The sequence below is a fragment of the Chengkuizengella axinellae genome (genome assembly GCF_030730905.1).
In the GTDB taxonomy this organism is placed as follows: domain Bacteria; phylum Bacillota; class Bacilli; order Paenibacillales; family KCTC-33759; genus Chengkuizengella; species Chengkuizengella axinellae.
The window spans coordinates 1-24,768 of record NZ_JAVAMP010000005.1 but is presented as its reverse complement, the minus strand read 5'-3'; the positions used below and the strand labels follow the sequence as shown (position 1 = coordinate 24,768).

Below are 24,768 nucleotides of genomic sequence, written 5' to 3'. Positions count from 1 at the left end.
ACTAGAAATACCAGAAATAGGAGTGTAGTTATGTCCGTAATTCAAGTGAATCAACTTCGTAAAGTATTTAAAGTACAAAAAAATAGAGAAGGTTTAAAAGGAGCCTTTCAAGATTTATTTAAAAGACAGTACAATCACGTTGCCGCTGTGGATGATATCACTTTTCAAATTCCGAAAGGTGAAATTTGCGGGTATATTGGAGAAAATGGTGCAGGAAAATCTACTACTATAAAAATGCTGACTGGCATATTGGTTCCGACCTCTGGAAACATCGAAGTAAACGGAATGGTTCCATATAAGGAAAGAGAGAAGTTTGTTAGAAGCATAGGTGTTGTGTTTGGGCAGAGAAGTCAATTATGGTGGGATATCGGTGTAATAGAATCCTTTCAGCTATTAAAAAAAGTGTACCGTGTACCGGAAAATGATTTTAAAATGCGATTAAATGAAATCGTTGAACGTTTGCAGTTGTCTGAAATTTTAAATCGTCCTGTTCGAAAATTAAGTTTAGGACAGCGTATGCGTTGTGAATTAGCGGCTTCTTTGTTGCATAATCCATCTATCTTATTTTTAGATGAACCTACAATTGGTTTAGATATCGTTGTAAAAACAGAGATTAGAGAATTTTTAAAGGAAATGAATCAGAAGTATGAAACGACGATTTTATTAACAACACATGATTTGCAGGATATTGAAGCGCTATGCTCACGAGTGATTATGTTGGATCAAGGACATATTATATATGATGGCGGACTTCAGAATTTAAAGGAAAATTGGGGCAAGGGAAAGGAAGTTCATTTTCAGTTTCAGAAAAGCTACAAATTACCTCAATTGCATGAGCTTACAAAAGGTTTGAATGTAAAATGGGTAAAAGAAAATGAGATGACTGCAAAGGTATGGATTCCGCAAAATGAAGTGAATGTATCGGATGTGTTAAGTCGCATCGTAGGATTCACCGATATCAGCGATATTAAAATCTTTGAAACAAATACAGATGAGATTGTAAGAGAAATATACAAATCAGGGTCAGCGGAAAAACCAAAGGAAGTGGTTGTTTCCAATGTTTAGTGCATACATAGATATGATTAGAATTCGTTTTTTAATGATGCTGGCCTATAGAGTAAACTATTATAGCGGCATTATTATTTATGCGATTAATATTGGTGCGTATTATTTTTTATGGAAAGCGATATTTGGGAGCAATGAGACATTAGGGGAATTTACAGTCTTGCAAATGACAACGTATGTTGCTGTTTCTTGGATGGCTAGGGCGTTTTACTTTAATAATTTGGATCGTGAAATTGCGAATGAAATCAAAGATGGAAGTGTTGCTGTGCAGCTGACAAAACCATACCCCTACTTGATATTTAAAATGATGCAGGGTTTGGGTGAAGGATTATTTCGACTTCTGTTATTTTCAGTGCCAGGCATGGTGATTGTAACTCTTTTATTCCAGATAGAGCTTCCAACACAATTTGATGTTTGGGTAATCTTTATGGTTATGATCTTTTTCAGTTTTTTAATTAACTCGCAAATCAACTTATTAACAGGTATGTTTGCGTTTTTTGTGGAAAACAACGAAGGTTTGATGCGTTTTAAAAGAATTGCTGTGGATCTTTTTTCAGGTTTAATTATTCCGATATCATTTTTCCCAGGATGGGCCCAAGGGATTTTAGAGTGGCTTCCGTTTCAAGCGATCACTTATTTACCTGCTTCTGTGTTTACTGGTAGAGTTGTTGGAGATGCGATTTATAACGCATTTATAGTTCAGGTTATTTGGTTTGTAGTGTTAAGTGTTCCGATTTATGTCATTTGGAAAATGGCAAGACGTCGATTAGTAGTGCAGGGAGGATAGGGAAATGTATTATGCATCGATTTTTACAGATTATTTTAAAACGTATTTGAAAACACGAATGACCTATCGAGCTGACTTTTTAATTGAGGTCGTGACGGATTTATTATTCCAGCTTACGAATTTATTCTTCATCTTAGTGGTGTTTTTACATACAAGTTCTTTAGGTGGATGGTCTATTTATGAGATGTTATTTATATATGGTTATTTTATGATTCCTTATGGCATTTTTACTTGTTTTTTAAATCTATGGAGCTTTAATGAACGGTATATTGTGAAAGGGGAAATGGACCGAATTTTAACAAGACCTGCTCATAATTTAGTACAGCTTGTTTTAGAAAATATGGACCCAGCTTCTTTATTTGGTTCAATAACAGGATTTATCATCATGGGGTATGCTTGGCTTCAGCTTGATGTTGGGTTTGTCTGGTATGATCCGTTTGTGCTGGTATTGATGGTTATCGGGTCTGTGTTGATTTATGCAGGGGTATACATAACGATTACATCTTTATCTTTTTTCTCGGATTCTCCAACGGGCATCACACCGATGATTTGGAACATTCAAAACTACGGAAGATATCCTGTGGATATCTACAATAAGGTCATTAAATTTACACTGACTTGGTTACTGCCCTTTGCTTTTGTGGGAGTGTACCCTGCGTCATTTTTCTTGGATAAAGATATATCACAAGGTTTTGCGTTGTTAACACCTGTTGTGGGTATCGTGTTTTTCAGCATTGGGTTTGTGGTTTGGAATGTTGGGGTGAATAGATATAAAGGGGCCGGGTCATAAAATTACCCCAAAAAGTGAAGAGAATCGTTGAAGCTAATTCCGATTACTTTTCGGGGACCCCGCAAAATTAAAAGCATGAAAGTAGGTAGATGAACTAGTGGTTACTCTTATTCCTTCCACTTGCCTTGCACAACCCGCAAAAGTCACAATAAGAGGTGGAAACCAAGAATAATATAAATTTATAAGAGTTTGCAGTTCATGTCTAAGATATACAAATTTTAAGTTCACTTAAGAGAGAGTAGAGTATTACTAGCGCTCCTTCCTTTGCCAAGCCCGCAAAATTAGTCACTCAGTAACCGAAAGTAAGGAGAAAACACTTACTTTTGAGTTGAAAAAATTCTTAAATTTTTTAAGATAACAAACATTTTGAATAAATATGAAGAAAAATGTATGGAGAATTTCATTGTTTTTATGTAAAATTGTATTACAAGTATTGTCGAAAATAGAGGGGATCCATACATTAGCAGGAGAAATATATGTCATAAAACTTACATGGGTTGAGAGATAATCTCGGTTTTTGTAATTTCTTTGGGTTTTATGGAAGTACTTTTCACTTTTTTACATACTTTAAATAGTTTATAATTATTAAATATATAGTAGATATCTTAATTTATAATTAGTTTAATAGGATAGTTTAATAGGTTAAGATACGGTTAACATTGAGACATAAACTGTTCTTAGGTGCTCTTATTTTTTTATATGACATCTAAACAGGAACACCTACTTTTTTTTGCAAATTTTTGAGGGGGCAAGGATGGGTATAATGAGCAGCATACAGAAAAAAACAGACATTATCTTAATTGGAGCCGGGGTCATGAGTGCGACTTTGGGGTCACTATTGAAAGAGTTAGCACCTGAATGGAAAATCAAAGTGTTTGAGAAACTAGAAAAAGCAGGAGAAGAAAGCTCTAAAGAATGGAATAATGCGGGTACGGGACACTCTGCATTGTGTGAGCTTAACTATACATCTGAAAAATCCGACGGCTCTATAGATATTAGCAAAGCGGTAAAAGTGAATGAACAATTTCAGCTTTCAAGACAATTTTGGTCTTATCTTGTAAAAAGCAATCTGATTCGTAATCCAGAGGACTTTATTAAACCTGTACCTCACATGAGTTTAGTACAAGGAGAAAAAAATGTAACCTTTTTAAAAAATCATTTTAAAACACTATCCAATAATCCCCTGTTTCAAGGGATGGAATTTTCTGACGACCCTGAAAAACTGAAGGAATGGATTCCGCTTATCATGGAAGGGCGTACATTAAATGAACCGATAGCTGCAACAAAAACCGATTCTGGAACGGATGTCAACTTTGGTGCTTTAACTCGCATGTTGTTTGATCATTTAAAGGATAATAACGTCGAGATGAACTACAAACATGCTGTAAAGGATATTAAACGTACTAGCGACGGTTTGTGGGAAGTGAAAGTGCATGATGTTGAAAATGGTAAAACAGAATGTCACACTGCAAAATTCGTCTTTATAGGTGGAGGGGGCGGAAGTCTTCCATTGCTACAAAAAACGAATATTCCTGAGTCAAAACATATTGGTGGTTTCCCAGTAAGTGGACTGTTCTTGGTTTGCAATAATCCGGAGGTTGTAGAGCAGCATCATGGAAAAGTATACGGGAAAGCTAAGGTTGGTGCTCCTCCGATGTCTGTTCCGCATCTTGACACAAGATATATCGACAATAAAAAATCATTGCTGTTCGGGCCATTTGCAGGCTTTTCACCAAAATTTCTTAAAAATGGTTCGAATCTTGATTTGATTGGTTCCATAAAACCAGATAATTTACTCACAATGTTGTATGCAGGTGCTAAAGAGATGGCACTCACGAAATACCTTATTCAGCAACTCATGTTATCAAGTGAAAAACGAATGGAAGAATTAAGAGAGTTTATTCCAAATGCCAAAAGTGAGGATTGGGAAGTAGTGGTTGCAGGTCAACGTGTGCAAGTGATCAAAGATACTGAGGCAGGAGGTAAAGGAACACTTCAATTTGGAACGGAAGTTGTTAGTGCTTCTGATGGCTCGATAGCTGCATTGCTTGGCGCTTCTCCTGGTGCATCTACCGCTGTTCATGTGATGCTTGAAGTAATGGAAAAATGCTTCCCACAACATATGAAAGAGTGGGAAACGAAAATAAAAGAAATGATTCCTTCTTATGGCGTGTCGCTTGTTGAAAACCCATCTTTATTCCAAGAAATTCATACTTCTACTGCGGAGGCGCTTTGTTTAAGTGAAAGAGAATTGGTTTATAGTTAATTCTTATATAAATATTTAATATAATATTTATTGATATAAGTAGAACCTTTGATCCATTCTTGGATTGAAGGTTCTTTTTTTGACATTGTGATACGGCGAACCATATAACAAATAGTGGTAAAGCAGTTGTGAGATAATTGAGGTTTCCTAAGAGGTATTCAAATAAACAAAAAAGCTCTTCCCTTAAAGGAAAGAGCCTTTCGCTGTTCATGTTGTAATTTGATCCTGCCAAACGTTAAACTTATTTCCATCGGGATCCTTAAATTTGAATTGCAGCCCACAGCTGCCTTGATCCACCAATGGTTCCACATCGACTTCATTTTCTCGCAATTTTTTATGAAGCTCTACAATGTTCTCGACCTCGAATGTTAAGGAGAACATCTCATACCCTTTACCATCCCATTGATCGGTAATAAAGTTTGATGTTCTTTTTTCATTGGACTCTAGCAGAAACAACCATTGTCCGTCTCCTAAAATAAGGATAGAACCTTCTTTAGGGTCACACTTTCGTGCTTTTAATCCAAAAATTTCTTGATACCACTTTGTAGCAACCTCTAGATTAGATACTGGCAAGTAGTTGCAATGCACTCTTTTAAGCATAGGTTTTTGCAACACTTGTTCTTGTTTTAATGAATCTCTTTTTTCCATTGTTTTTTCCACCTTTCACTAGTTATCGTTCTTTTCGATATATAGACGATAGAATATCGCCAAAACCGTCGCAAGTTAAAAAAGTTTTTTATTTATTTTCCACCGCAAGAAATTTGTTTTCATCAGGATCATGAAATGCAAATGACTTACCAAATAGTTCGCTTGTCTGTATTGGTTCAGTTCTGACGCCACTGTTATACAATTGAGACTGCAAGTCATCAATATTGGAAACTGAAAATGTCAGAACTGGGACTTTTGTTGGAGTATGTTTGCTGCATTCAAGCAAATATAATTCATGGTCAGATTCTAAAAGCAAATTGCCATGTGTGCTCCTTCTCAAATGAAAATGAGAAATAAACCAATCTGTTGTTCTTATTTTATTTGTTACAGGGATATAAAAGTGTCCCATTTTTTTTAATATTTGTTCACAAACCGTTTGTTCAAAATCACGACCAAGCCGATGTGGGAGGAAATAAGAATCAAAATCTTCAGAAAGGAAATGTTTAAGTTTTTCTTTTGCACGACGTATGCGGCTCTCCACTGCGGAAACGGACAAATTAAGGAAGTCGCTTATTTCTTTCATCGTCCAATCACTTAAATAATAGAGGACAACAGCTGTTTTATTGTTTTCATCCAAAGTTTGCAAGGCATTATTTATCGACTCCTTCATGGTGTATTGATCTAACCATAAATGTATGTCGTCGTCTCTGGCGCTGTCCATTATTTCGCTGTAAGGGAGTGTTGTTTTTCTCTTTTTAATAAAGTCTAAACTAGTTCTGTATGTAATGGAGTGTAACCAACTCCCTACTTGAGAAGGGTCATTTAATGTATGCAGACGATTATAAGCTTTCACCAAAGCTTCTTGTGTCACATCCTGTGCTTCATGAAAGTCTCCTAACACGCCATATGCCACGGATAGAAGGGCGTTGGAATAACGTATAACAATCATGCGATAAGCTTCGAAATCATCGTTCTGTGCGTTCAGCACCAACTGATGGTCTGATATCGTTGTATCATCAATCATCAACCCACCTCCTTATATAACTAAATTCTCCCAACGGTATTTGGTTTCCTGTACTGTAAATTATACAATGAAAATGTACAAAATTGTGCAATATTAGTTAAAAAGGAAATATGCGAGAAAAAAAGAAGGGGTAGCTTTAGGTAACTACGCAGAACCCTTATCATCAGTAGTGAATATGAGGTTTTATTTTATCTTCTTTTAGTTCATACTTAGTTCATATTTCATAGTTAAAATATACAACAGATATGAATGATGTAAAGTGAAAGGAGGATCAAAAACATGATAAATATCTTGGTAGCTGATGACGATGAAAGTATTAGACATCTTATTTCACTTTATTTAAGCAATGAAGGATATACGATTCTTGAAGCGAATGATGGTAAAGAAGCGTTGAATGTTTTAGAAAAAGGAAAAATAAACTTAGCTATTATTGACATTATGATGCCTCGTATTGACGGATGGGAACTTTGTAAAGAAATTCGTGATTTATACGAAATTCCTGTGTTAATGGTAACGGCTAAAGGTACTACAGAAGATAAAGTAAAAGGATTCGAGCTTGGCACCGATGATTATTTAGTCAAACCCTTTGATCCTAAGGAACTCGTTGTACGGGTGAAGGCTCTGCTTAGAAGATATAATGTGATGAATTCTCAAATTATAAAGATTGGTGATATAGAAATGGATGCAAAAGCTAAAAAAGTGTTCATTAAAGGTGAAAGCTTAACCATGCCATTAAAAGAGTTTGAAGTGTTATTTCAGCTCGCGAATTATCCGAATCAAATATTCACCAGAGATCAGCTGATTGAACAAATTTGGGGTCTGGATTATCAAGGTGATGATAGAACTGTAGATGTACATATAAAACGTCTACGTCAAAGAATGAAAGAAAAGACGGATATGATCAAGATTTCAACAATTAGAGGTTTAGGTTATCGTTTAGAGGTCGTTTCATGAGGAAATCCATTTACATTAGATATGCCTATCTTTTTATTGCCGCAGTTTTGGTCAGTTTAATGCTTGGAATATTAGCAGGTTATTATACCTTCTTCAAAGATTATAAAGAGAAACTGGATCAGACTTTAATAGAGGTCGGAGAAGAGTTCATCGAGTTGTACAAAACCACTCCAGAAGAGAGTTTGGAATCTTTTTTTAATAACAAAACTTTGTTTACGTATCGTATAAATCTTTTTAATGAACAAGATGAAGTGATTTCGTATGGATCCGAATTTAAAAACTATACCATTCAAAATACAGATATTGAGCTGGTATTAAAAGGAGAAACTTTTAGTTCAGATTTGTATGAATGGTCAGATGATCCAGCAGAACGTATCGTTGGTTTACCTCTCGAAATGGATAATCAAAGATATGCTTTATTTATTTCTCCCGATTTTCCAGAAGAATGGAATCAACTTAGACATTTATTTCAAATTATATTATTTACTGTTCTTGTTGTTGGTAGTATTTTATTCAGTATTTCAGCAACTTATCTTGTTATCCCGATTCGTCGTTTAACAAAAGCTACGAAGGAATTAGCAAAGGGGAACTATGATGTTCATATTAAACATCGAAGAAAAGATGAAATTGGTGATCTGACGGACAGCTTTAATCACATGACACAGCAATTGCATAAACTCGAAACGATGAGGCAAGAGTTCGTAGGCAATGTATCCCATGAAATTCAATCTCCATTAACATCTATTCGAGGTTTTACTAGAGCAATAAAAGATAACTTGGTAAAAGAAGAAGATCGGCATAAGTATTTGCAAATTATTGAGGATGAAAGCAAACGACTTTCGAAATTAAGTGAAGACTTATTAAAGCTTGCTTCTTTAGATTCTGAGCAGCATCCGTTTCACCCTAAAATGTACAGCTTAGATGAACAAATTAGACAAGTTGTAGTGAAAAGTGAACCTTTATGGTCTCAAAAAAATTTGAAAATTGATTTAAGCTTACCAAAAGTGATGATCCATGCGGATGAGTTCCAGCTAGAGCAGGTTTGGATCAATTTATTTACAAACAGTATCAGATATACACCTGAAAACAAAAAGATAACCATATCTGTTTATAAGTATGAATCTGTTATTAAAATTATTTTTAAAGACACTGGCATTGGGATAAAATCTGAGGACCTGGATCATATCTTTGAACGATTTTATAAAGCGGATAAAGCAAGAACCAGATCTTTTGGCGGTAATGGTTTGGGACTTTCCATTGCACATAAAATTGTTTCCATCCATCATGGACAAATTAAGGTGGACAGTGAGTTTGAAAAGGGAACATCGTTTACTGTCATTTTACCAATAAGACAGGAAGTATAACGTCTTTTTGTTTGAATAATCATCATTTGGCTTTATGTGGACAAATTTGTATAATGGAATTGATGTTGAATACAAAGGGGTTGAAGTAGATGTCTGAAGTAGCGGTTGGACAAGCGGTTCCAGATTTTACATTACCGGCTTCTAATGGACAAGATGTTTCATTAAGTGATTTTAGAGGGAAGAATGTAGTTATATATTTTTATCCTAAGGATATGACACCAGGATGTACAACGGAATCTTGTGATTTCAGAGACTTTCATGGAGATTATACAAAACTGAATACAGAAGTGATTGGCATTAGCCCAGATGATTTAAAATCACATGACAAATTTATTGGAAAACACGACCTTCCTTTTTTACTATTATCAGATGTAGAGAAAAAGGTTTGTGAAATGTTCGGGGTTTGGGTTCTTAAAAAAATGTATGGCAGAGAATATATGGGTGTAGAGCGTTCAACTTTTTTAATCAATTCAGATGGTGTGTTAGTAAAAGAGTGGCGTAAAGTAAGAGTGAAAGAGCATGTGCAGAAAGTGCTTGAAGCGGTAAGAGAGCTGTAAAGACAGAACAAAATAACAGAATATAAGGAAATGAAAAGGATAGGCGAAGCATAATTGCTTTAGTCTATCCTTTTACTTTGTAAAAGTTTTTTTCCACGAAGTAGAAAAATTCAATATAAGGTGAACATTGATCAGCACATCTTATACTGATGACTATCCCCTTATAACTTCACCTTTAAGCATGCCAATTAGAGGTTTACTTTACTACATAAGAATTTATCTCGAGAGACTCGGATTAGACTTTTTGTCCATGTTAGCAACTAAATCTTTTCTACGATAAACACTTAACACAATTCCAATCATGATGGCATTGATGAAAATAGGAGCATTTCCATAACTAATAAAAGGCAAAGATATCCCCGCAAGCGGTAAAAACCCAAATGACATTCCCACATTGTAAAATAGTTGAAAGGCGTAGATGGTAGCTGCACCAATGATGAGCTGTTTCCCAAACGGATCTGCAACCTGTGTTGCGATGAAAGCAATGTTCACAATAATTAGAGTTAATATAACCAATAATAGTACGGCAAAGCCCCATCCAAACGTATAAGTTAAAAAAAGGAGAACTAGTTCTGAATAGAGCCAAGGAATGGAGAAATAAATTTCATCAGTGATAGGTTGGAATCCCCAGGTTGTTTGACTAAGGAGCATTTTAATTTGAATGTAAGTATACCCTGCTCCATTAGGGTCGTTTTCTGGTTGTAAAAGCCCCATAATTCTATCAGTAATATCAGTTATATTGTAGAACTTCATATTTTTTATGGTCAAAAATGCAAGAACTCCAGAACATAAAGACACCATAACAATTTTAATTTTATGAGTCCTGTTGCTATTCAAATACATTAGTAACAACATAAATAAATACATCATAAACAAGGAAATATTTATAGTATTCATGTACAAAAATGTAGAAATGAAAATAAACATACATAGTTTCCAAAACTTTACCTTTAAATTATTAACAATCGAAGCCCAAGCGATAAGAAAAAAAGGAAGTGCAATACTTGTATCCACGGTAAAGACAATGAAGTCAAAAAACGGTCTACCATTTATTGTAATAATAAATGATTCAAATAAATCTCCGCTGTTTGCAACGATTAGGATAAGCGTACCTACCCCAAAAAAGTACCAGGCATATCTTTGCCATTTTCTATAATTGAATATGCATAGAATAATTGCGATTAGAATACCCATTAAAACGTAAATTGATCTCTTTAGAGAAGTGATGCTTAGATCTTGAGAGAATCCCACATCCACATCTTTAAGAATAATCAATGGTAAATATCCAAGCCCTAGTACAATGAGAAACAAACATATTAGTCGCCATTCAATTTTGGGCCTATATAACTTTTTAAATTCAATCCCTAAAGAGGATGGGTTCCCCATTTGTTGTACAGCAAGGTGTTCTGCTTCGTTTTTGCTATATCCTTTTTTGATCAAACGATCTGATGATTCATGAATATGATGCTCTAGTTCTGCTTTTACACTTTCTTTGGCTTCTTTTGAGCGTATATGTTGGACGACTGCACTGAGGAATGTTTTTTTATTCATTATGAAAGATGACCTCCTAAAATTTCCTTCAGAACAGCTGTTTTTGATTTCTGATTGCTCTCAAGTTTTTTTAAGCATTTTCGACCTTTGTTATTTAATTTATAAAATTTTAAAGTATGTTCATCCCATCTATAGGTTAAATATCCCTTTTGCACTAGCTGATGCAGTGTTGTGTATAAGAAACCCTCACTTTCATCAAACTTCATGATATTTCTTGCTTTTAATCGCTCTAATAATTCTACCCCTGTCTTCTCTTCAATAAGTAATTGTAGTATGGATAAAAATACATTCTCTTGTTTAATTTCTCTTTTAACTGCTGATTTTTTCTTTTCTGAAAAACTCATTTCTTTAAACACGGTTTGTTTCATAGATTGTCGAAGGTTTTTTAGTTTCTTATCCATTACTTTCCTCCTTCAACTTTTTTTTTAATAACTCCTTAGCTCTTTTGAGCCGAGTTTTAATTGTGTTTTGTTTTACTCCTAGAATAGACTCGATTTCTTTTATTGATAATTCTTCAAAGTAATAAAGATAAGTGACTTCTCTATATTTTAATGGGAGCTTCAGAACAGCATGGGCAAGGGTACCTTCCTCTTCCTTATTCAGTATAGTTTGCTCTATATTTTGTGAGGAGATTTCACTTAAATCCATTGTTTTCTCTGTTAAAATCACCTTTCTGTGGTACCAACTTTTTAAGTAATCCTTACAATGGTTAATGGCAATTCTCCAAAGCCATGTTTTTAGTTTGGCTCCTTGTTTATATGTAGAAAGTGACTTATAACATTTTACAAAAATTTCTTGTGTTAGATCTTCTGCTACAGCTTGGTTATGTACATAAGAGAAGACGAGATGTAACACATCATCACCATAACGAGTCATGATTTCATCTAGCAACCCTTCTTCATCTGAAGATTGAAGCATCTCCATAACGAATTGTTCCAAATAAACGTCCTCCTTTTCTATCTCTATTATATTAGACGATTTACTATAGGGGGAGGTTTTGAAATTAAAACAAATTTACTATTCAGTCTTATTTGGCGAGATATTTATTATTCTAAATAGGGATTTTTTATCATTTATATGTAAAAAATATTTGACATTAAGAATGAATTATTTTACTATATGTATATAAATATTGACACAAAGTAAATATAAGCAGACAGTTTTTCTTATGCATTGATTATCGCTTATAAAAGGAGGAAACTCATGAAAGCTATTACTTGTACAAAATACGGGTCACCCGAAGTGCTTCAGATTAAAGAGGTTGAAAAACCTACACCCAAGGACAATGAGGTATTAGTAAAAATATACGCAAGTGTAGTATCACCAGTGGATTGTGCCTTTCGGAAGGGCGAACCCTTTATTTCAAGATTATTCACGGGTCTATTGAAACCCAAAAATGATATCTCAGGATTTGCGATTTCAGGTGAAGTCGAAAGTGTTGGTAAGGAAGTAAGATCATTTAAGAAAGGTGATCATATCTTTGCTGCCACTATGTTTGGAGCTTATGCTGAGTATATATGTTTGCAAGAGAAAGAGGCATTAGCCATGAAGCCGACCAATGTGAACTTTGGAGAAGCAGCCGCAGTTTGTGATGGTGCATTAACAGCTCTGCCTTTTTTAAGAGAAACGGCAAACATTCAGAGAGGGCAAAAAGTGCTAGTTAATGGTGCTTCAGGATCAATAGGTACTTATGCAGTACAGCTTGCAAAACATTACGGAGCGGAGGTCACGGGCGTTTGCAGTACCCAAAATTTAGAATTAGTGAAATCTCTAGGGACAGATAAGGTCATAGATTATACTAAAGAAGATTTTACAAAAAACGGTAAGACTTACGATGTTATTTTTGACACCGTAGGAAAAAGTTCATTTACTCGTTGTAAAAGCTCATTAAATCAAAGAGGTGTGTATCTTTCAACTGTGCTTACATTTCCAATTATGTTTCAAATGTTATGGACTTCAAAGATCGGCAGAAAAAAAGCTATGATTACGTTCACTGGTTTGAGATCGACAAGTGAAAAAACGAAGGATCTGCTCTTTCTCAAAGAGCTGATTGAGGAAGGGAAGTTAAAATCAGTCATTGATAGATACTATCAGATGGATCAAATTGCAGAAGCTCATAGATATGTAGAAAAAGGACATAAAAAGGGGAATGTACCCATAACTCTAGACCATACCGTCATTGTTTAAAAAATGCTATAGACTAACAAACTATTCAAAAACAAGCTTCTTCTGTAATAAGGAGAAGCTTGTTTTTGTATTACCCTCATTTCTTGGTTAATTTCTATGAAAATAAAAACTGATCTATGAATGGCTTATAAAATATTAATAATATGGAAATGATAGAGAAAAAGAAACAATGAGTTATAGGAGGTTTATAAATGAATACAAGAGATTCTTCTTCGTTTTTATATGAGCAGCCACAAGAAATGATAGAAAAAGTCATTCAAAATATAGAAAGAGTCATCATAGGAAAAAGAGAAGCAGTAGAAAAGGTGCTTATTGCCTTTATTAGTCAGGGTCATGTGTTAATTGAAGACATACCAGGTGTAGGAAAAACGATGTTGGTTCGAGCTCTAGCAAAATCGATAGACTGTTCGTTTAACCGTATTCAATTTACACCAGATTTACTGCCGACGGATATTACAGGCATTTCGATGTACAATCAGAAAACTAGAGATTTTGAGTTTCGCCCAGGACCCCTGATGTCTAATATCGTGCTAGCTGATGAAATTAATCGTACCTCAGCCAAAACGCAATCTGCTTTACTTGAAGCCATGGCGGAGCGTAGTTTAACGGTAGATGGAATGACATATAAATTGCCGAATCCTTTCTTGATTCTAGCAACACAAAATCCTTTCGAATACGAAGGGACATACGTTTTGCCAGAAGCACAGATGGACCGATTTTCGGTAAGAATTCAATTAGGTTATCCTAGCAAAACTCAAGAAGTTACGATGCTGGAAAGAGTCCAGAAAGTGCATCCTATCAAAAGCTTAAAGGCAGTGCTGTTTAAAGAAGAATTAATAGAATTGCAAAAAAAAGCTAGAGAAATTCATGTTGATGCTGCATTAAGAGAATATATTGTCCAAATATCAAAGACTACACGTCATCATCCTCATCTACAGTTAGGAGTCAGTCCTCGTGCATCCATTGATTTGATGAAAGCAGCACAATCATTAGCGCTTATTAGAGGCAGAACTTATGTGGTGCCAGATGATATTAAGGAACTCATATTACCCGTATTTGCCCATCGAATAGTACTCAAACAAAACATAGAAATGACTGGGTTAAGTACAATTTCTGTGTTAACAAAAATAAAAGAAGAGCTTCCGATACCGACTCTGAAATATGTATCGTTAGGCTAAAAAGGTTAAATTGATGAAAAATTTAAGCGTGATGTTTGTATTTCTAATGTGGGTAGGTTCTGGTGTATATACATGGTTTAAAGGTGGGTATTCTGCTTGGTTTTTAAGTTATAGTCTCAGCTTGTTGCTCGTTTATTTATTTATTGTGCGAATGACAAGACCTAAGATGATTTCACAAAGAAAAATAGCGAGTGAAAAATGGATTTCTGGGGATGACATCGTAGTGAAGGTAAAGGTTCAACTACAAACATGGGTTCCTTTTGTTTGGATTGTGATTGAGGATGAATGGCATAAACAAACGTATTTTTCATTTTTTCAGTCTACATTTCAATATCGGTATTGTATTTTAGATGCCAAAAGAGGTAAATATCAATCAGAGGGACTGCAGGTTGTTGTAAAAGACTTGTTTGGTTTTGTTCGTAAAAAAGGTACTATTCAGGCTGGATTGCAGTTTACTGTTTATCCAAATCCTCTATCCATCGATATATGGAGAAATATACATAGCAATGCAGATGACAGCCAACAGACAAAATCACAAAAAAGCCATGAATCTCTTCAATTTGGGGGAATTCGCGATTATAGCCACGGGGATCCTATGAATCGGATTCATTGGAAAATGTCTGCAAAATCCAACACATTAAAGACGAAAGAACGTGAGCATACCATTGATCATAAAATGATGATTTATTTGGATGCTGCTCAGAACTTATCTCATATGAATCCATTTTATTTTGAAATGGCAGTGAAAATATCAGCAGGTTTGCTTAAATATGGAAAAGAGAGACAATATGGATTAGGGTTTATTTGTAATAATCAAAAACGATATAAAGAGTCCATCAGTTCCACTAAAAACGCTCAACAAACGCATGAATTTTTATCAACAGTGATGCCAGATGGTGATATTTCTTTTCATGAAACGATTCGTCATCAAATAGCAGAGATACCAAAGGATGTTGCGAATGTGTGTATTACTGCACATTTAGATGACCAGTTTGTGCAAACATGTTTGTATTTACGTAAACATATGCGAAAAATAAATATTGTTTTCATTTATGGTGGAGCAGTTTTAAGTTTTGAGCAAAGAAAATATATCAAAGCTTTAGAAGAAATAGGGTGTCATTTGCAGCTGGTAAAATTACAAACTTCAAATTCAAAAGCTAAACAAGGTGGGTTGAAATATGGAGCCTAGTGTCAAATCTGTAAGCTTTTCTAGAGATTGGATTACAAGCGGGTTCATTTGTGTCATTCTTTTTATATTGTGCTGGGAGTGGATTTACCCGCTATTAGTGTTATCAAATTTTAAAAATGCATTTGGTGTATATCCTTTTGCAGTTTCACTAGGATTGTATATTCTAATTGATTATTTGCGAATTCCATTTATTCTAAATTGGATAATAAAAATATGTATTTGCTGGTTTTTAATTATTTATGTTTTTTATTCTGCTGATGTTTTTCAATACCAAGCATATGAACAGTTTTTCAAAATCATGATGCAAGATATCAATAATACATTGGATGGAAAATGGTATTTATGGAGCAGTGAAAGTAGAGTTTTCATGTTTGTTTTAGGTTGGTCCATCATTATTTCTATTATTCAATCCTTAATGTCAAGACAGCATATTAGTGGCTGGTTTGTAACCATAACCATCATGTATCTGTTTTTTCTTCAGCTTGTGTTTGGGATGGATACATCAAACGGAATTATTAGAAGTTTAACTGTAGGACTATTATCTATAGCATTATTGCACTATGTAAAGATGAAACTTCAACCGATCAACACGTCTCCATTACAACAAAACAAACGCACGATGATTTGGACTGTTTCAGTAATATCTATCATTGTTTTTATCGTATCTGTAGGTATGATTTTATCCAAAGATAAAACAAAGGAAATAGAAGCACTAAACTTATCTGGGTTCTACGATTATTTTAAAGAAATGGCCTCTTCAGCACAAATAAGTGGAGAGTATAATTGGGATGAAAATATATCTTTATCGGGATATGGCAGTAATGATAGCTTATTAGGTGGCTCAGTTCAACTGAATCATGAAGTTGTTTTTGTAGGGGAAACAGAGAAAAGGACTTATTGGAGAGGAGAGTCAAAAAGTTATTATAACGGAAATGGATGGATTCAACCAGTTAATGCTCCTGTCCAAGCTAGTGAATATGAATTCGAGGCAACAATACCAACAGATACGATAAATCAGAAGATTTTAATTGAAAATCAAAATCTTGGAAATATATTATTCAGTGGTGGCAGCATCAACCAATTTAAAGGACTTGTGACAAGTGATGGTACTATTTTCTCTAATGAATCCCTTATGGTTGATCGGTATACAGAGAAATACAACATTCAGAATTTGCATGATAAAACATTATTTTATGAAATGGAAGTGAATGTGCCAAATGTTGAGTCTTTAATGGATCAGAGCAAAATTTTGAAAAATGAACAGATCAAATTAAGCAATGAAGAACTCAATATGTATCTACAGCTTCCTGAAACTTTACCGTCCCGAGTTAAAAGCCTTAGTCAAGAAATAACGAGTGGATTGAGTAATCCTTATAAAGCGGCTTTAGCGATTGAACAATATTTAAAAGAGAATTACGAATACAATTTACAAAAATCTGCGATACCTGCAGAAAATGAAGATTTTGTAGATCATTTCTTGTTTGAGCAAAGACTAGGTTATTGTGATCATTTTTCTACATCTATGGTGGTTATGTTGCGATCTATTGACATTCCAGCAAGATGGGTAAAAGGTTTTGCCCCTGGAGAATTACGAAGTAATGAGCTTAATGAAGAGGGTTTAAAGGAATATATTGTTCGAAACTCTGATGCACATTCTTGGGTTGAGGGATTTATCGAAGGAATTGGGTGGATTCCATTTGAACCTACTCCATCATTTACAGGACATATGGATCAACAGGTTGCAACGGCTTTAGATCAATCTTTTTCAGAATACCAATTCAGCTCTTCTCCTTCAACAGAACCAAACAGAGAGTTGCAATCGTATATAGTTTGGTTAGCTGCTGGATTGATTTTTGTAGGCGGGTTGTTGATGATTTCATTCTTAAGTTGGCGCAACGAACTTTCACTATGGTATAAAATGAGGAAAATTGATTTCTCGGGAAATAAAAGGGATATTCTTTTGAAAAGATATGAAAGATATTGGGTTAAGATATTCCATTATTTTGGTGCTATGAATCAAGGACAATCAATTCGGGAGTATGTTGCAGCGTTGAAATTGCCAAAAGAGGAACAAAATAAAGCTTTGCATGAATTTGCGGCTATATATGAGTCTTTACGTTACAGCGAAAATACAGAACAATGGGTATCCAGGAAGAAGTTAACCGAATTATGGAACAAAATCATGAATAAGTGATTGACGACTAAGAATCACGTTATATATAATTGTTGGTATTCATTTAGACAAGAACAGCAGAGATTAGATCAAAACTTAGGAGGATAACATGAGCAAACCGCATGAAATGATCGTCGTATTAGATTTTGGGGGTCAATACAACCAATTAATTGCTAGAAGAATTCGTGATTTAGGAGTATATAGTGAGTTATTGCCTTATAATACGTCTGTAGAAAAAATACGTGAACTAAATCCAAAAGGCATCGTGTTCTCAGGTGGACCGTCTAGTGTTTATGAAGAAAACTCACCTTTAGTTGATGAAGCTATTTATGATTTAAACGTTCCTATTTTGGGTATTTGTTATGGGATGCAATTAATTTCACATCAGTTAAAAGGGAAAGTAGAACGTGCCGAACGTAGAGAATATGGTAAAGCAATGGTAGATTTTCAAGAACATTGTGTACTAACAAAAGGGTTGGATAAAAATCAACAGGTTTGGATGAGCCACAGTGACCTCGTTATTGAACCACCAGAAGGTTTTGTAGTTGATGCAAGGACTGAACATGCTCCAGTTGCTGCTATGAGCCATCCAGATAAAAAAGTGTTTGCGGTACAATTTCATCCTGAAGTACGTCATTCGATTTATGGGAATGATATGATCAAGAATTTCTTGTTTGATGTTTGTGAATGTACAGGGGACTGGACAATGGAGTCGTTTGTAGAGGATACGATTAAAGAAATTCGAAATAAAGTTGGCGATCGTAAAGTTTTATGTGCGCTTAGTGGTGGAGTTGATTCATCAGTTGTTGCTATTCTTATACATAAAGCGATCGGTGACCAATTGACTTGTATGTTTATTGATCACGGGCTGCTTCGAAAAGATGAAGCGGAAAGTGTAATGGAAACCTTCAGCGGCAAATTTGATATGAATGTAGTCAAAATTGATGCTAAAGATCGATTCTTAGGTAAACTAAAAGGTGTTTCTGATCCGGAAATGAAACGTAAATTGATCGGAAATGAGTTTATTTATGTTTTTGATGATGAATCGAAAAATATCGGTGAATTTGATTTTCTAGCTCAAGGTACTTTATATACAGATATTGTTGAAAGTGGTACAGATACAGCTCAAACGATTAAATCTCATCATAATGTGGGCGGCTTGCCAGAGGATATGAAATTTGAATTAATTGAACCACTTAGTGCTTTGTTTAAAGATGAAGTGCGTAAGGTTGGTGAAGAATGTGGTCTACCTAATGAAATTGTGTGGCGTCAACCTTTCCCTGGGCCAGGATTAGCCATTCGTGTTCTTGGTGAAGTGACAGATGATAAACTAACAATTGTTCGTGAATCAGATGCTATTTTACGTGAGGAAATCAAAAAAGCAGGTTTGGATCGTGAGATTTGGCAATATTTCACTGCCCTTCCCAATATGAAAAGTGTTGGTGTTATGGGAGATGCTCGTACTTATTCTTATACAGTAGGTATTCGTGCTGTGACTTCAATCGATGGTATGACTGCGGATTGGGCGAGAATTCCTTATGATGTTTTAGAGAAAATATCAACTCGAATCGTAAATGAAGTAGATCATGTCAATCGAATTGTATTAGATATTACTTCTAAACCACCTGCAACAATTGAGTGGGAGTAAATGAAATAATATATTAAAATCCGAACATTTTTTTCACTGTTGTGAAATATGTTCGGATTTTTTATTGACAAAATTCGACGTTGGGCATAAAATGAAAAAGTAATTTTAAACGACTGATTCAGTCCATATATTTCGTATAATCCTGGGAATTGGCCTAGGAGTCTCTACAAGGTCACCGTAAATGATCTTACTTCGAAAATTGATGTGCGTTTTATGAATACCATTTTAGTCTCGATTGTTACTGTGGTATTGAAATCTTACGCTCATCTTTTCAAACCCCTTGGTAGAGAAGAGAACACCAAGAGGTTTTTTTTGTTGTGTTGGAAAGAACAGCCTACCTTTCACATCCTAGTCCTGGAAGACTAGGCTATAGGTTGACTAGGGTCCTTGAAAAGGAAAGGGACCTTGTCTCAGGGTTTGGATAATTAATGCTTTTCTTCACTTTTGTAAGTATTTTTTACTTAAAGGAGGTTTGACGGAGCGGATCATTCACTCGAATTGTTTTATTGATTTTTGCTTTTTAAATCATCATTTTATTTGGGAGGAATTTTTTAGATGGGATCTAAAAATGAAACAGGTATTGCGAAATATTTTGAATTCAGTAAACATGGTACGAACTTTAAACGTGAAACAGTAGCTGGGATTACAACTTTCTTGGCGATGGCATATATTTTAGTGGTGAATCCTTTAATTCTTGGTGAAGCGGGGATGGAGCTAGGTGCTGTATTTACGGCAACAGCGATAGCCGCCATTATAGGTACATTGATGATGGGTATAGTAGCTAAATATCCAATTGCATTAGCGCCAGGTATGGGTCTTAATGCATTCTTTGCTTATTCAGTAGTTATTGGAATGGGCATTCCTTGGGAACAAGCTTTAGTAGGTGTTTTTATTTCAGGCTTTATCTTTTTAATATTAGCAATAACAGGGATTAGGGAAGCGATTATTAATGCGATACCATCAGGTTTAAAATATGCTGTTGCTGCAGGTATTGGCTTATTTATTGCTTTTATTGGTTTGAAAAACGCAGGGATTATCGTAGATAATCCAGCTACGTTGGTTTCTCTTGGGTCCTTTGAAGACCCTGCAACCTTGTTGGGTTTATTCGGAATCGTGATTACAGCTATATTAATGACAAGGAAATTAACAGGAGCTATTTTTTATGGAATTTTAGTTACAGCAATAGTGGGAATGATCTTTGGTGTTGTTTCCGTACCTGAGGGAATTGTTTCAGCTCCTCCAAGTCCTGAAGCATTCGGGGCATTATTCGAACCACTTTTAAGCGCAGAGACTTATACTGGCACGATGATCATCGTCATTTTCACATTCTTATTTGTAGATTTCTTTGATACAGCTGGTACATTAGTTGGAGTAGCTAATCAAGCTAATCTTATGAAGAATGGCAAACTTCCAAGAGCAGGAAGAGCTTTGGCTGCTGATTCTGTTGCAACAATGGCTGGAGCTGTAGCAGGAACTTCTACGACGACTTCATATATTGAATCTTCATCTGGTGTTGCTGCAGGTGGTAGAACTGGTTTTGCTTCAGTTATCACCGCAGTTTGTTTTGGACTAGCACTATTTATTTTCCCTGTATTAAGTGTATTTACGGATGTTGGAGCAGTAACGGCACCTGCTTTAGTCATGGTTGGAGTTCTTATGGCTTCAAGCTTAGGGAAAATTGAGTGGGAGAAAATAGAAGAAGCTGTTCCAGCATTTGTTACCGTGATTGCGATGCCTTTAACATTTAGTATTGCGACCGGTATTGCTCTAGGTTTTATTCTCTATCCTTTAACAAAAGTATTTAAAGGTGAAGGACGTAAGGTTCACTGGATTATGTACGTATTATTCTTTGTGTTTATACTATATTTTATGTTTTTAAGAGAGGGTTAAAATTCTCTATAGATAATAAAATTGAAAATAGTAAAAAGGTTAGGACTGTTCATGAGTCGATATTCGACGATTGAACAGTCTTTTTACTATGGGTTTGACTGATAATTCAGTGAAACAAAAACCCAATATTTAGTAAAATTTGTTACATTTTATTCATTTTTTCGCGATAGGGTGTGATAAATATCACAACACTCTTCTATTTATTTTACTAAAATCAAGGTGTAAATATATATGGGGGTGGATCACGATGAAAAAGTGGTTTCTAATGTTAAGTCTTGTTTTTGCTTCAATTTTAGTTCTTTCTGGTTGTGGTGAAGAGGCAACTTCTAAAGAACCGGCAGCAAGTACTGGTGAGGTTAAAGAATTTACGATTAAGGCGAGCAATTTTGAATTTGATCAAAAAGAAATTAAGGTCAATAAAGGCGACACTGTAAAAATCACGTTGGAAAATACGCAGGGTTTACATGCTTTAGAAGTGGCTGGATATGATGTAGAAGTCAAAGATGGTGAAACAATCACTTTTGTAGCAAGTGAAACTGGAGAATTTGAATATATTTGTTCTATTATGTGTGGTACTGGTCACAATGATATGATCGGATCACTAGTTGTTCAATAATCATTTCAGCTCTATTTCGAGATCTACTCGAACTAGGGCTTTTTTGGTCTCCAACAGGAGTTTTTATTAAGTTTGTTCCTTTTCAAAGAGGAGATAACGGACTGTAGAAACTAGGGTAGCTTTACCTACATCTATGAGAAACTCCAATTGGGGTTTTTTGCACGTGAGAGTGTTTTATGACTCCTTAAAGTGATCTGATATTGCAACTTTCTATTTTAATTATGAGAAGGGAGGTACAAATGATGACTAACATTACTCCTGAAACTAAAAAAATGGGTGCAAGCAAAACTGCAAAAAAGACAGAGCAAGAGGGTCATTCTCTAAAAGGAACCTTTGTTTCAGTGATGCTTCTTGGTGCATTCATTTTGATTTCTTGGTTATCTGTATTTTTAATATTTTTATTTAGAAATTAATCAAATTTTGAAAAGGGGGATATGAACATGCAACTGCATCGATTAGAGAAAATTTGGCTTATATTTGGTGTTTCCATGTTGTTTTTATTTTTAATTGTATTAGGAGTGTCTACGTTTGTGATGGGTATGGAACCGCCCAACAGCCATCAACTAGAATCATTTGATCCTGCAAAGGTATCTGAAACAGCCCCATTTAATGAGCCTGTACTAAAAAAGATTGGAGAAAATGAATATGAAGCAGTCATGGTTGCTTATGCTTTTGGGTATAGTCCGGATAAATTAGAAGTTCCTGCAGGTTCTACTGTTCATTTTAAAGTAACTAGTTCAGACGTAGTACATGGATTTGAGATCCCTGGAACAAATGCAAATATGATGGTTGTACCGGGAGAAGTGAATCATGTTTCTCATCAATTTGATGAGCCAGGGGAGTATTTGATTATTTGTAATGAGTATTGTGGAACAGCTCACGAATTTATGAGCACAACCATTGTTGTGAACTAATTATAGGAAGGATGTGAATCAGTTGAAAACAAACGTGAATAGAAATTCAGATTTATTAGAGGTATTTGATCATAAAGACAGTAAGTTGGTGTTAGCACATATTATATTTGCTTTAATTGCACTTTTTATCGGTGCTATTGCAGGGCTTCTTCAAAGTTTAGTGAAAAGTGGGGCCATTACATTACCTGCTGAAATAGGTTATTATCAACTGCTTACAGCACATGGAGTGTTGTTAGGGCTTGTGTTCACAACCTTTTTCATTATTGGATTTTTATATTCTGGTGTGTCAAAAACGCTAGGTGGAAAGCTGATGAATTCAGTTAGAATCATGGCTTGGATCGGTTTTTGGCTCATGTTAGCTGGAACAATTCTTGGAACCATCTTGATTTTATTGAACAAAGCAACAGTACTTTATACTTTTTATGCTCCACTTCAAGCATCACCATACTTTTATATTGCTTTGGTATTATTAATTGTAGGAAGCTGGATTAGTGGGTTCGGTGTTTTTAAACAATACTACCACTGGAGAAAAATGAATAAAGGAAAACTATCACCACTATTTGCTTTTATGTCAGTCACAACAATGCTAATGTGGCAAATCGCTACGATTGGTGTTGCAGCAACTGTCATTCTTCAATTTATTCCGTGGTCCTTCGGGTGGGTTGAAACGATAAACGTGATGCTGAGTCGAACACTTTTCTGGTATTTTGGACATCCTTTAGTTTATTTCTGGCTGCTTCCAGTTTACATCTGCTGGTATGTAGTGATTCCAAAGGTTATTGGAGGAAAAATCTTTAGTGATGCATTAGCAAGATTGTCCTTTATTTTAATTTTATTATTTTCTATTCCAGTAGGATTTCATCATCAATTAATGGAACCTGGTATCAATTCATTTTGGAAATATTTGCAGGTCGTATTAACGTTTATGGTTGTCATTCCAAGTTTGATCACTGCTTTTTCCATATTTGCATCATTTGAGTTAAGCGGTAGAGAAAAAGGTGCAAAAGGGTTGTTTGGTTGGGTGAAAGTCCTTCCATGGAACGATGTACGCTTCTTTGCACCATTCATGGGGATGTTAATTTTTATACCAGCAGGAGCAGGTGGACTGATTAATGCTAGTAATCAGATGAATGCAGTGGTTCATAATACGTTATGGGTGACAGGACATTTCCATCTAACTGTTGCTTCAAGTGTAGCATTAACATTTTTTGGTATTACATACTGGTTGATTCCTGCTGTTACAAATCGGTTGTTAACTAAAAAAATACATCGATTGGGAATAACACAAACCATATTATGGTGTGTAGGAATGTTCTTTATGTCAGGTGCAATGCATACAGTTGGTTTATTTGGTTCACCTAGACGTACTGCTTATACAACTTACGGAGATCATCCAGAGAGCTTGTCTTGGTTGCCTTATCATGTTGTTATGGCTATTGGAGGAATTATTCTTTTTATTAGTACGTTACTTTTAGCATATAATTTGATTCAACTATTTAGGTTGCCAAAAGGATATACTGAATATCCTATTGGTGAGGTTGCAGAGAGTGCTGAGGAAACACCGAGATTTTTAGAGCGTTGGGGAATCTGGATTACAATATCTGTTGTCTTGATTTTAACTGCTTATGCGATTCCGATGATGGATATGTTGAATAATCAAGTCCCAGGTTCAGAAGGATATATACTTTGGTAGATAGTAGATAAATAATCGTATAAATTATGTACAAATTGAAAATATCCATTCTTTCATTTAGAATGGATATATTTTTTGACATAAAGTCATAAAAAACAAGTTAAAATAAAAATTAAAAATATTACTTGCTATTCATACGAAAATTTGTTATATTTATTTTTGTCGCTTCTGAACAACGTTTATAAGTTAAATAAAAAAAGATGTTGCAAAGAAGATACAAGATGTGTTATATTAATCAAGTCGCTCTTAAAGAGCTGATGAAGTTAATAGAGTT

22 protein-coding genes and 1 riboswitch are annotated in these 24,768 nt (G+C 35.0%); of the genes, 17 read left to right on the top strand and 5 right to left on the bottom strand.

Annotation, left to right across the window (positions count from 1 at the left end):
* The first annotated feature begins 30 nt into the window (after positions 1 to 30).
* The 4 genes from Q5Y73_RS12280 to Q5Y73_RS12265 all read left to right on the top strand — a co-directional run bounded on the left by Q5Y73_RS12280 (position 31) and on the right by Q5Y73_RS12265 (position 4,908).
* Positions 31 to 1,065 carry an ABC transporter ATP-binding protein gene (locus tag Q5Y73_RS12280; protein WP_305992200.1) on the top strand — a complete coding sequence of 345 codons (1,035 nt, stop codon included), beginning with the start codon at positions 31 to 33 and terminating at the stop codon, positions 1,063 to 1,065.
* Entirely contained in the window at positions 1,058 to 1,852 is a 795-nt protein-coding gene (locus tag Q5Y73_RS12275; protein ID WP_305992199.1) for an ABC transporter permease, read from the top strand. Before Q5Y73_RS12280 ends, Q5Y73_RS12275 begins: the two co-directional genes overlap by 8 nt.
* Positions 1,853 to 1,856: 4 nt before the next feature.
* Complete coding sequence (locus tag Q5Y73_RS12270; protein WP_305992198.1) at positions 1,857 to 2,642, top strand: ABC transporter permease; 786 nt, start codon at positions 1,857 to 1,859, stop codon at positions 2,640 to 2,642.
* A gap of 763 nt (positions 2,643 to 3,405) precedes the next feature.
* Positions 3,406 to 4,908 (top strand): malate:quinone oxidoreductase, encoded by a 1,503-nt coding sequence (locus Q5Y73_RS12265; protein ID WP_305992197.1) that lies wholly within the window; start codon positions 3,406 to 3,408, stop codon positions 4,906 to 4,908.
* 207 nt (positions 4,909 to 5,115) lie between these two features.
* Here Q5Y73_RS12265 and Q5Y73_RS12260 read toward each other — a convergent pair whose 3' ends face one another.
* Both Q5Y73_RS12260 and Q5Y73_RS12255 read right to left on the bottom strand, forming a co-directional pair.
* Positions 5,116 to 5,556: a VOC family protein gene (locus Q5Y73_RS12260; RefSeq protein WP_305992196.1), complete on the bottom strand. Its 441-nt coding sequence runs from the start codon at positions 5,554 to 5,556 to the stop codon at positions 5,116 to 5,118.
* Between the two features lie 88 nt (positions 5,557 to 5,644).
* Positions 5,645 to 6,580: a sigma-70 family RNA polymerase sigma factor gene (locus Q5Y73_RS12255; protein WP_305992195.1), complete on the bottom strand. Its 936-nt coding sequence runs from the start codon at positions 6,578 to 6,580 to the stop codon at positions 5,645 to 5,647.
* Positions 6,581 to 6,859: 279 nt separating this feature from the next.
* Between Q5Y73_RS12255 and Q5Y73_RS12250 the strand changes: the two genes are divergently transcribed.
* The 3 genes from Q5Y73_RS12250 to bcp all read left to right on the top strand — a co-directional run bounded on the left by Q5Y73_RS12250 (position 6,860) and on the right by bcp (position 9,455).
* Complete coding sequence (locus tag Q5Y73_RS12250; RefSeq protein WP_305992194.1) at positions 6,860 to 7,534, top strand: response regulator transcription factor; 675 nt, start codon at positions 6,860 to 6,862, stop codon at positions 7,532 to 7,534.
* Positions 7,531 to 8,898 carry a sensor histidine kinase gene (locus tag Q5Y73_RS12245; protein WP_305992193.1) on the top strand — a complete coding sequence of 456 codons (1,368 nt, stop codon included), beginning with the start codon at positions 7,531 to 7,533 and terminating at the stop codon, positions 8,896 to 8,898. Before Q5Y73_RS12250 ends, Q5Y73_RS12245 begins: the two co-directional genes overlap by 4 nt.
* An 89-nt stretch (positions 8,899 to 8,987) precedes the next feature.
* On the top strand, positions 8,988 to 9,455 hold the full coding sequence (gene bcp, locus Q5Y73_RS12240; protein WP_305992192.1) for a thioredoxin-dependent thiol peroxidase: 468 nt from the start codon (positions 8,988 to 8,990) through the stop codon (positions 9,453 to 9,455).
* A 216-nt stretch (positions 9,456 to 9,671) separates the two neighbouring features.
* Here bcp and Q5Y73_RS12235 read toward each other — a convergent pair whose 3' ends face one another.
* Genes Q5Y73_RS12235 through Q5Y73_RS12225 form a run of 3 tightly spaced genes read right to left on the bottom strand, consistent with a single transcriptional unit; the run spans position 9,672 to position 11,930 of the window.
* Positions 9,672 to 11,006, bottom strand: coding sequence for an FtsW/RodA/SpoVE family cell cycle protein (locus tag Q5Y73_RS12235; RefSeq protein WP_305992191.1), 1,335 nt, complete (start codon positions 11,004 to 11,006; stop codon positions 9,672 to 9,674).
* On the bottom strand, positions 11,006 to 11,407 hold the full coding sequence (locus Q5Y73_RS12230; RefSeq protein ID WP_305992190.1) for a PadR family transcriptional regulator: 402 nt from the start codon (positions 11,405 to 11,407) through the stop codon (positions 11,006 to 11,008). The genes Q5Y73_RS12235 and Q5Y73_RS12230 overlap by 1 nt, the downstream gene beginning before the upstream one ends.
* Complete coding sequence (locus Q5Y73_RS12225) at positions 11,400 to 11,930, bottom strand: sigma-70 family RNA polymerase sigma factor (RefSeq protein WP_371320206.1); 531 nt, start codon at positions 11,928 to 11,930, stop codon at positions 11,400 to 11,402. Before Q5Y73_RS12225 ends, Q5Y73_RS12230 begins: the two co-directional genes overlap by 8 nt.
* 279 nt (positions 11,931 to 12,209) lie before the next feature.
* Here Q5Y73_RS12225 and Q5Y73_RS12220 point away from each other — a divergent pair, with 279 nt between their 5' ends.
* The 10 genes from Q5Y73_RS12220 (at position 12,210) to Q5Y73_RS12175 (ending at position 24,494) form a co-directional block, all read left to right on the top strand.
* A complete protein-coding gene (locus tag Q5Y73_RS12220) occupies positions 12,210 to 13,193 on the top strand; it encodes an NAD(P)-dependent alcohol dehydrogenase (RefSeq protein ID WP_305992188.1) in 984 nt (327 codons plus the stop codon).
* A gap of 191 nt (positions 13,194 to 13,384) precedes the next feature.
* Complete coding sequence (locus Q5Y73_RS12215; RefSeq protein ID WP_305992187.1) at positions 13,385 to 14,371, top strand: AAA family ATPase; 987 nt, start codon at positions 13,385 to 13,387, stop codon at positions 14,369 to 14,371.
* Positions 14,372 to 14,384: 13 nt separating this feature from the next.
* Complete coding sequence (locus Q5Y73_RS12210) at positions 14,385 to 15,560, top strand: DUF58 domain-containing protein (RefSeq protein WP_305992186.1); 1,176 nt, start codon at positions 14,385 to 14,387, stop codon at positions 15,558 to 15,560.
* The gene (locus Q5Y73_RS12205; protein WP_305992185.1) at positions 15,550 to 17,754 is read left to right on the top strand and encodes a transglutaminase-like domain-containing protein; all 2,205 of its coding nucleotides are present in this window, start codon (positions 15,550 to 15,552) and stop codon (positions 17,752 to 17,754) included. Before Q5Y73_RS12210 ends, Q5Y73_RS12205 begins: the two co-directional genes overlap by 11 nt.
* Positions 17,755 to 17,842: 88 nt before the next feature.
* A complete protein-coding gene (gene guaA, locus Q5Y73_RS12200) occupies positions 17,843 to 19,381 on the top strand; it encodes a glutamine-hydrolyzing GMP synthase (protein ID WP_305992184.1) in 1,539 nt (512 codons plus the stop codon).
* A gap of 112 nt (positions 19,382 to 19,493) precedes the next feature.
* Positions 19,494 to 19,594, top strand: a riboswitch (purine riboswitch).
* Positions 19,595 to 19,960: 366 nt separating this feature from the next.
* Positions 19,961 to 21,271 carry an NCS2 family permease gene (locus tag Q5Y73_RS12195; protein WP_305992376.1) on the top strand — a complete coding sequence of 437 codons (1,311 nt, stop codon included), beginning with the start codon at positions 19,961 to 19,963 and terminating at the stop codon, positions 21,269 to 21,271.
* Positions 21,272 to 21,518: 247 nt separating this feature from the next.
* Positions 21,519 to 21,887 (top strand): cupredoxin domain-containing protein, encoded by a 369-nt coding sequence (locus Q5Y73_RS12190; RefSeq protein ID WP_305992183.1) that lies wholly within the window; start codon positions 21,519 to 21,521, stop codon positions 21,885 to 21,887.
* 242 nt (positions 21,888 to 22,129) lie between these two features.
* Positions 22,130 to 22,300 (top strand): cytochrome c oxidase subunit 2A, encoded by a 171-nt coding sequence (locus Q5Y73_RS12185; RefSeq protein WP_305992182.1) that lies wholly within the window; start codon positions 22,130 to 22,132, stop codon positions 22,298 to 22,300.
* 27 nt (positions 22,301 to 22,327) lie between these two features.
* Positions 22,328 to 22,801 (top strand): cytochrome c oxidase subunit II, encoded by a 474-nt coding sequence (locus Q5Y73_RS12180; protein WP_305992181.1) that lies wholly within the window; start codon positions 22,328 to 22,330, stop codon positions 22,799 to 22,801.
* Positions 22,802 to 22,823: 22 nt separating this feature from the next.
* A complete protein-coding gene (locus Q5Y73_RS12175; RefSeq protein WP_305992180.1) occupies positions 22,824 to 24,494 on the top strand; it encodes a b(o/a)3-type cytochrome-c oxidase subunit 1 in 1,671 nt (556 codons plus the stop codon).
* Positions 24,495 to 24,768: the final 274 nt, after the last annotated feature.

Bases quoted from the DNA above. Each gene is read 5' to 3' on its own strand.
- Q5Y73_RS12280 (WP_305992200.1), top strand. From the start codon at position 31: ATGTCCGTAATTCAAGTGAATCAACTTCGTAAAGTATTTAAAGTACAA.
- Q5Y73_RS12275 (WP_305992199.1), top strand. From the start codon at position 1,058: ATGTTTAGTGCATACATAGATATGATTAGAATTCGTTTTTTAATGATG.
- Q5Y73_RS12270 (WP_305992198.1), top strand. From the start codon at position 1,857: ATGTATTATGCATCGATTTTTACAGATTATTTTAAAACGTATTTGAAA.
- Q5Y73_RS12265 (WP_305992197.1), top strand. From the start codon at position 3,406: ATGAGCAGCATACAGAAAAAAACAGACATTATCTTAATTGGAGCCGGG.
- Q5Y73_RS12260 (WP_305992196.1), bottom strand. From the start codon at position 5,556: ATGGAAAAAAGAGATTCATTAAAACAAGAACAAGTGTTGCAAAAACCT.
- Q5Y73_RS12255 (WP_305992195.1), bottom strand. From the start codon at position 6,580: ATGATTGATGATACAACGATATCAGACCATCAGTTGGTGCTGAACGCA.
- Q5Y73_RS12250 (WP_305992194.1), top strand. From the start codon at position 6,860: ATGATAAATATCTTGGTAGCTGATGACGATGAAAGTATTAGACATCTT.
- Q5Y73_RS12245 (WP_305992193.1), top strand. From the start codon at position 7,531: ATGAGGAAATCCATTTACATTAGATATGCCTATCTTTTTATTGCCGCA.
- bcp (WP_305992192.1), top strand. From the start codon at position 8,988: ATGTCTGAAGTAGCGGTTGGACAAGCGGTTCCAGATTTTACATTACCG.
- Q5Y73_RS12235 (WP_305992191.1), bottom strand. From the start codon at position 11,006: ATGAATAAAAAAACATTCCTCAGTGCAGTCGTCCAACATATACGCTCA.
- Q5Y73_RS12230 (WP_305992190.1), bottom strand. From the start codon at position 11,407: ATGGATAAGAAACTAAAAAACCTTCGACAATCTATGAAACAAACCGTG.
- Q5Y73_RS12225 (WP_371320206.1), bottom strand. From the start codon at position 11,930: ATGGAGATGCTTCAATCTTCAGATGAAGAAGGGTTGCTAGATGAAATC.
- Q5Y73_RS12220 (WP_305992188.1), top strand. From the start codon at position 12,210: ATGAAAGCTATTACTTGTACAAAATACGGGTCACCCGAAGTGCTTCAG.
- Q5Y73_RS12215 (WP_305992187.1), top strand. From the start codon at position 13,385: ATGAATACAAGAGATTCTTCTTCGTTTTTATATGAGCAGCCACAAGAA.
- Q5Y73_RS12210 (WP_305992186.1), top strand. From the start codon at position 14,385: ATGAAAAATTTAAGCGTGATGTTTGTATTTCTAATGTGGGTAGGTTCT.
- Q5Y73_RS12205 (WP_305992185.1), top strand. From the start codon at position 15,550: ATGGAGCCTAGTGTCAAATCTGTAAGCTTTTCTAGAGATTGGATTACA.
- guaA (WP_305992184.1), top strand. From the start codon at position 17,843: ATGAGCAAACCGCATGAAATGATCGTCGTATTAGATTTTGGGGGTCAA.
- Q5Y73_RS12190 (WP_305992183.1), top strand. From the start codon at position 21,519: ATGAAAAAGTGGTTTCTAATGTTAAGTCTTGTTTTTGCTTCAATTTTA.
- Q5Y73_RS12185 (WP_305992182.1), top strand. From the start codon at position 22,130: ATGACTAACATTACTCCTGAAACTAAAAAAATGGGTGCAAGCAAAACT.
- Q5Y73_RS12180 (WP_305992181.1), top strand. From the start codon at position 22,328: ATGCAACTGCATCGATTAGAGAAAATTTGGCTTATATTTGGTGTTTCC.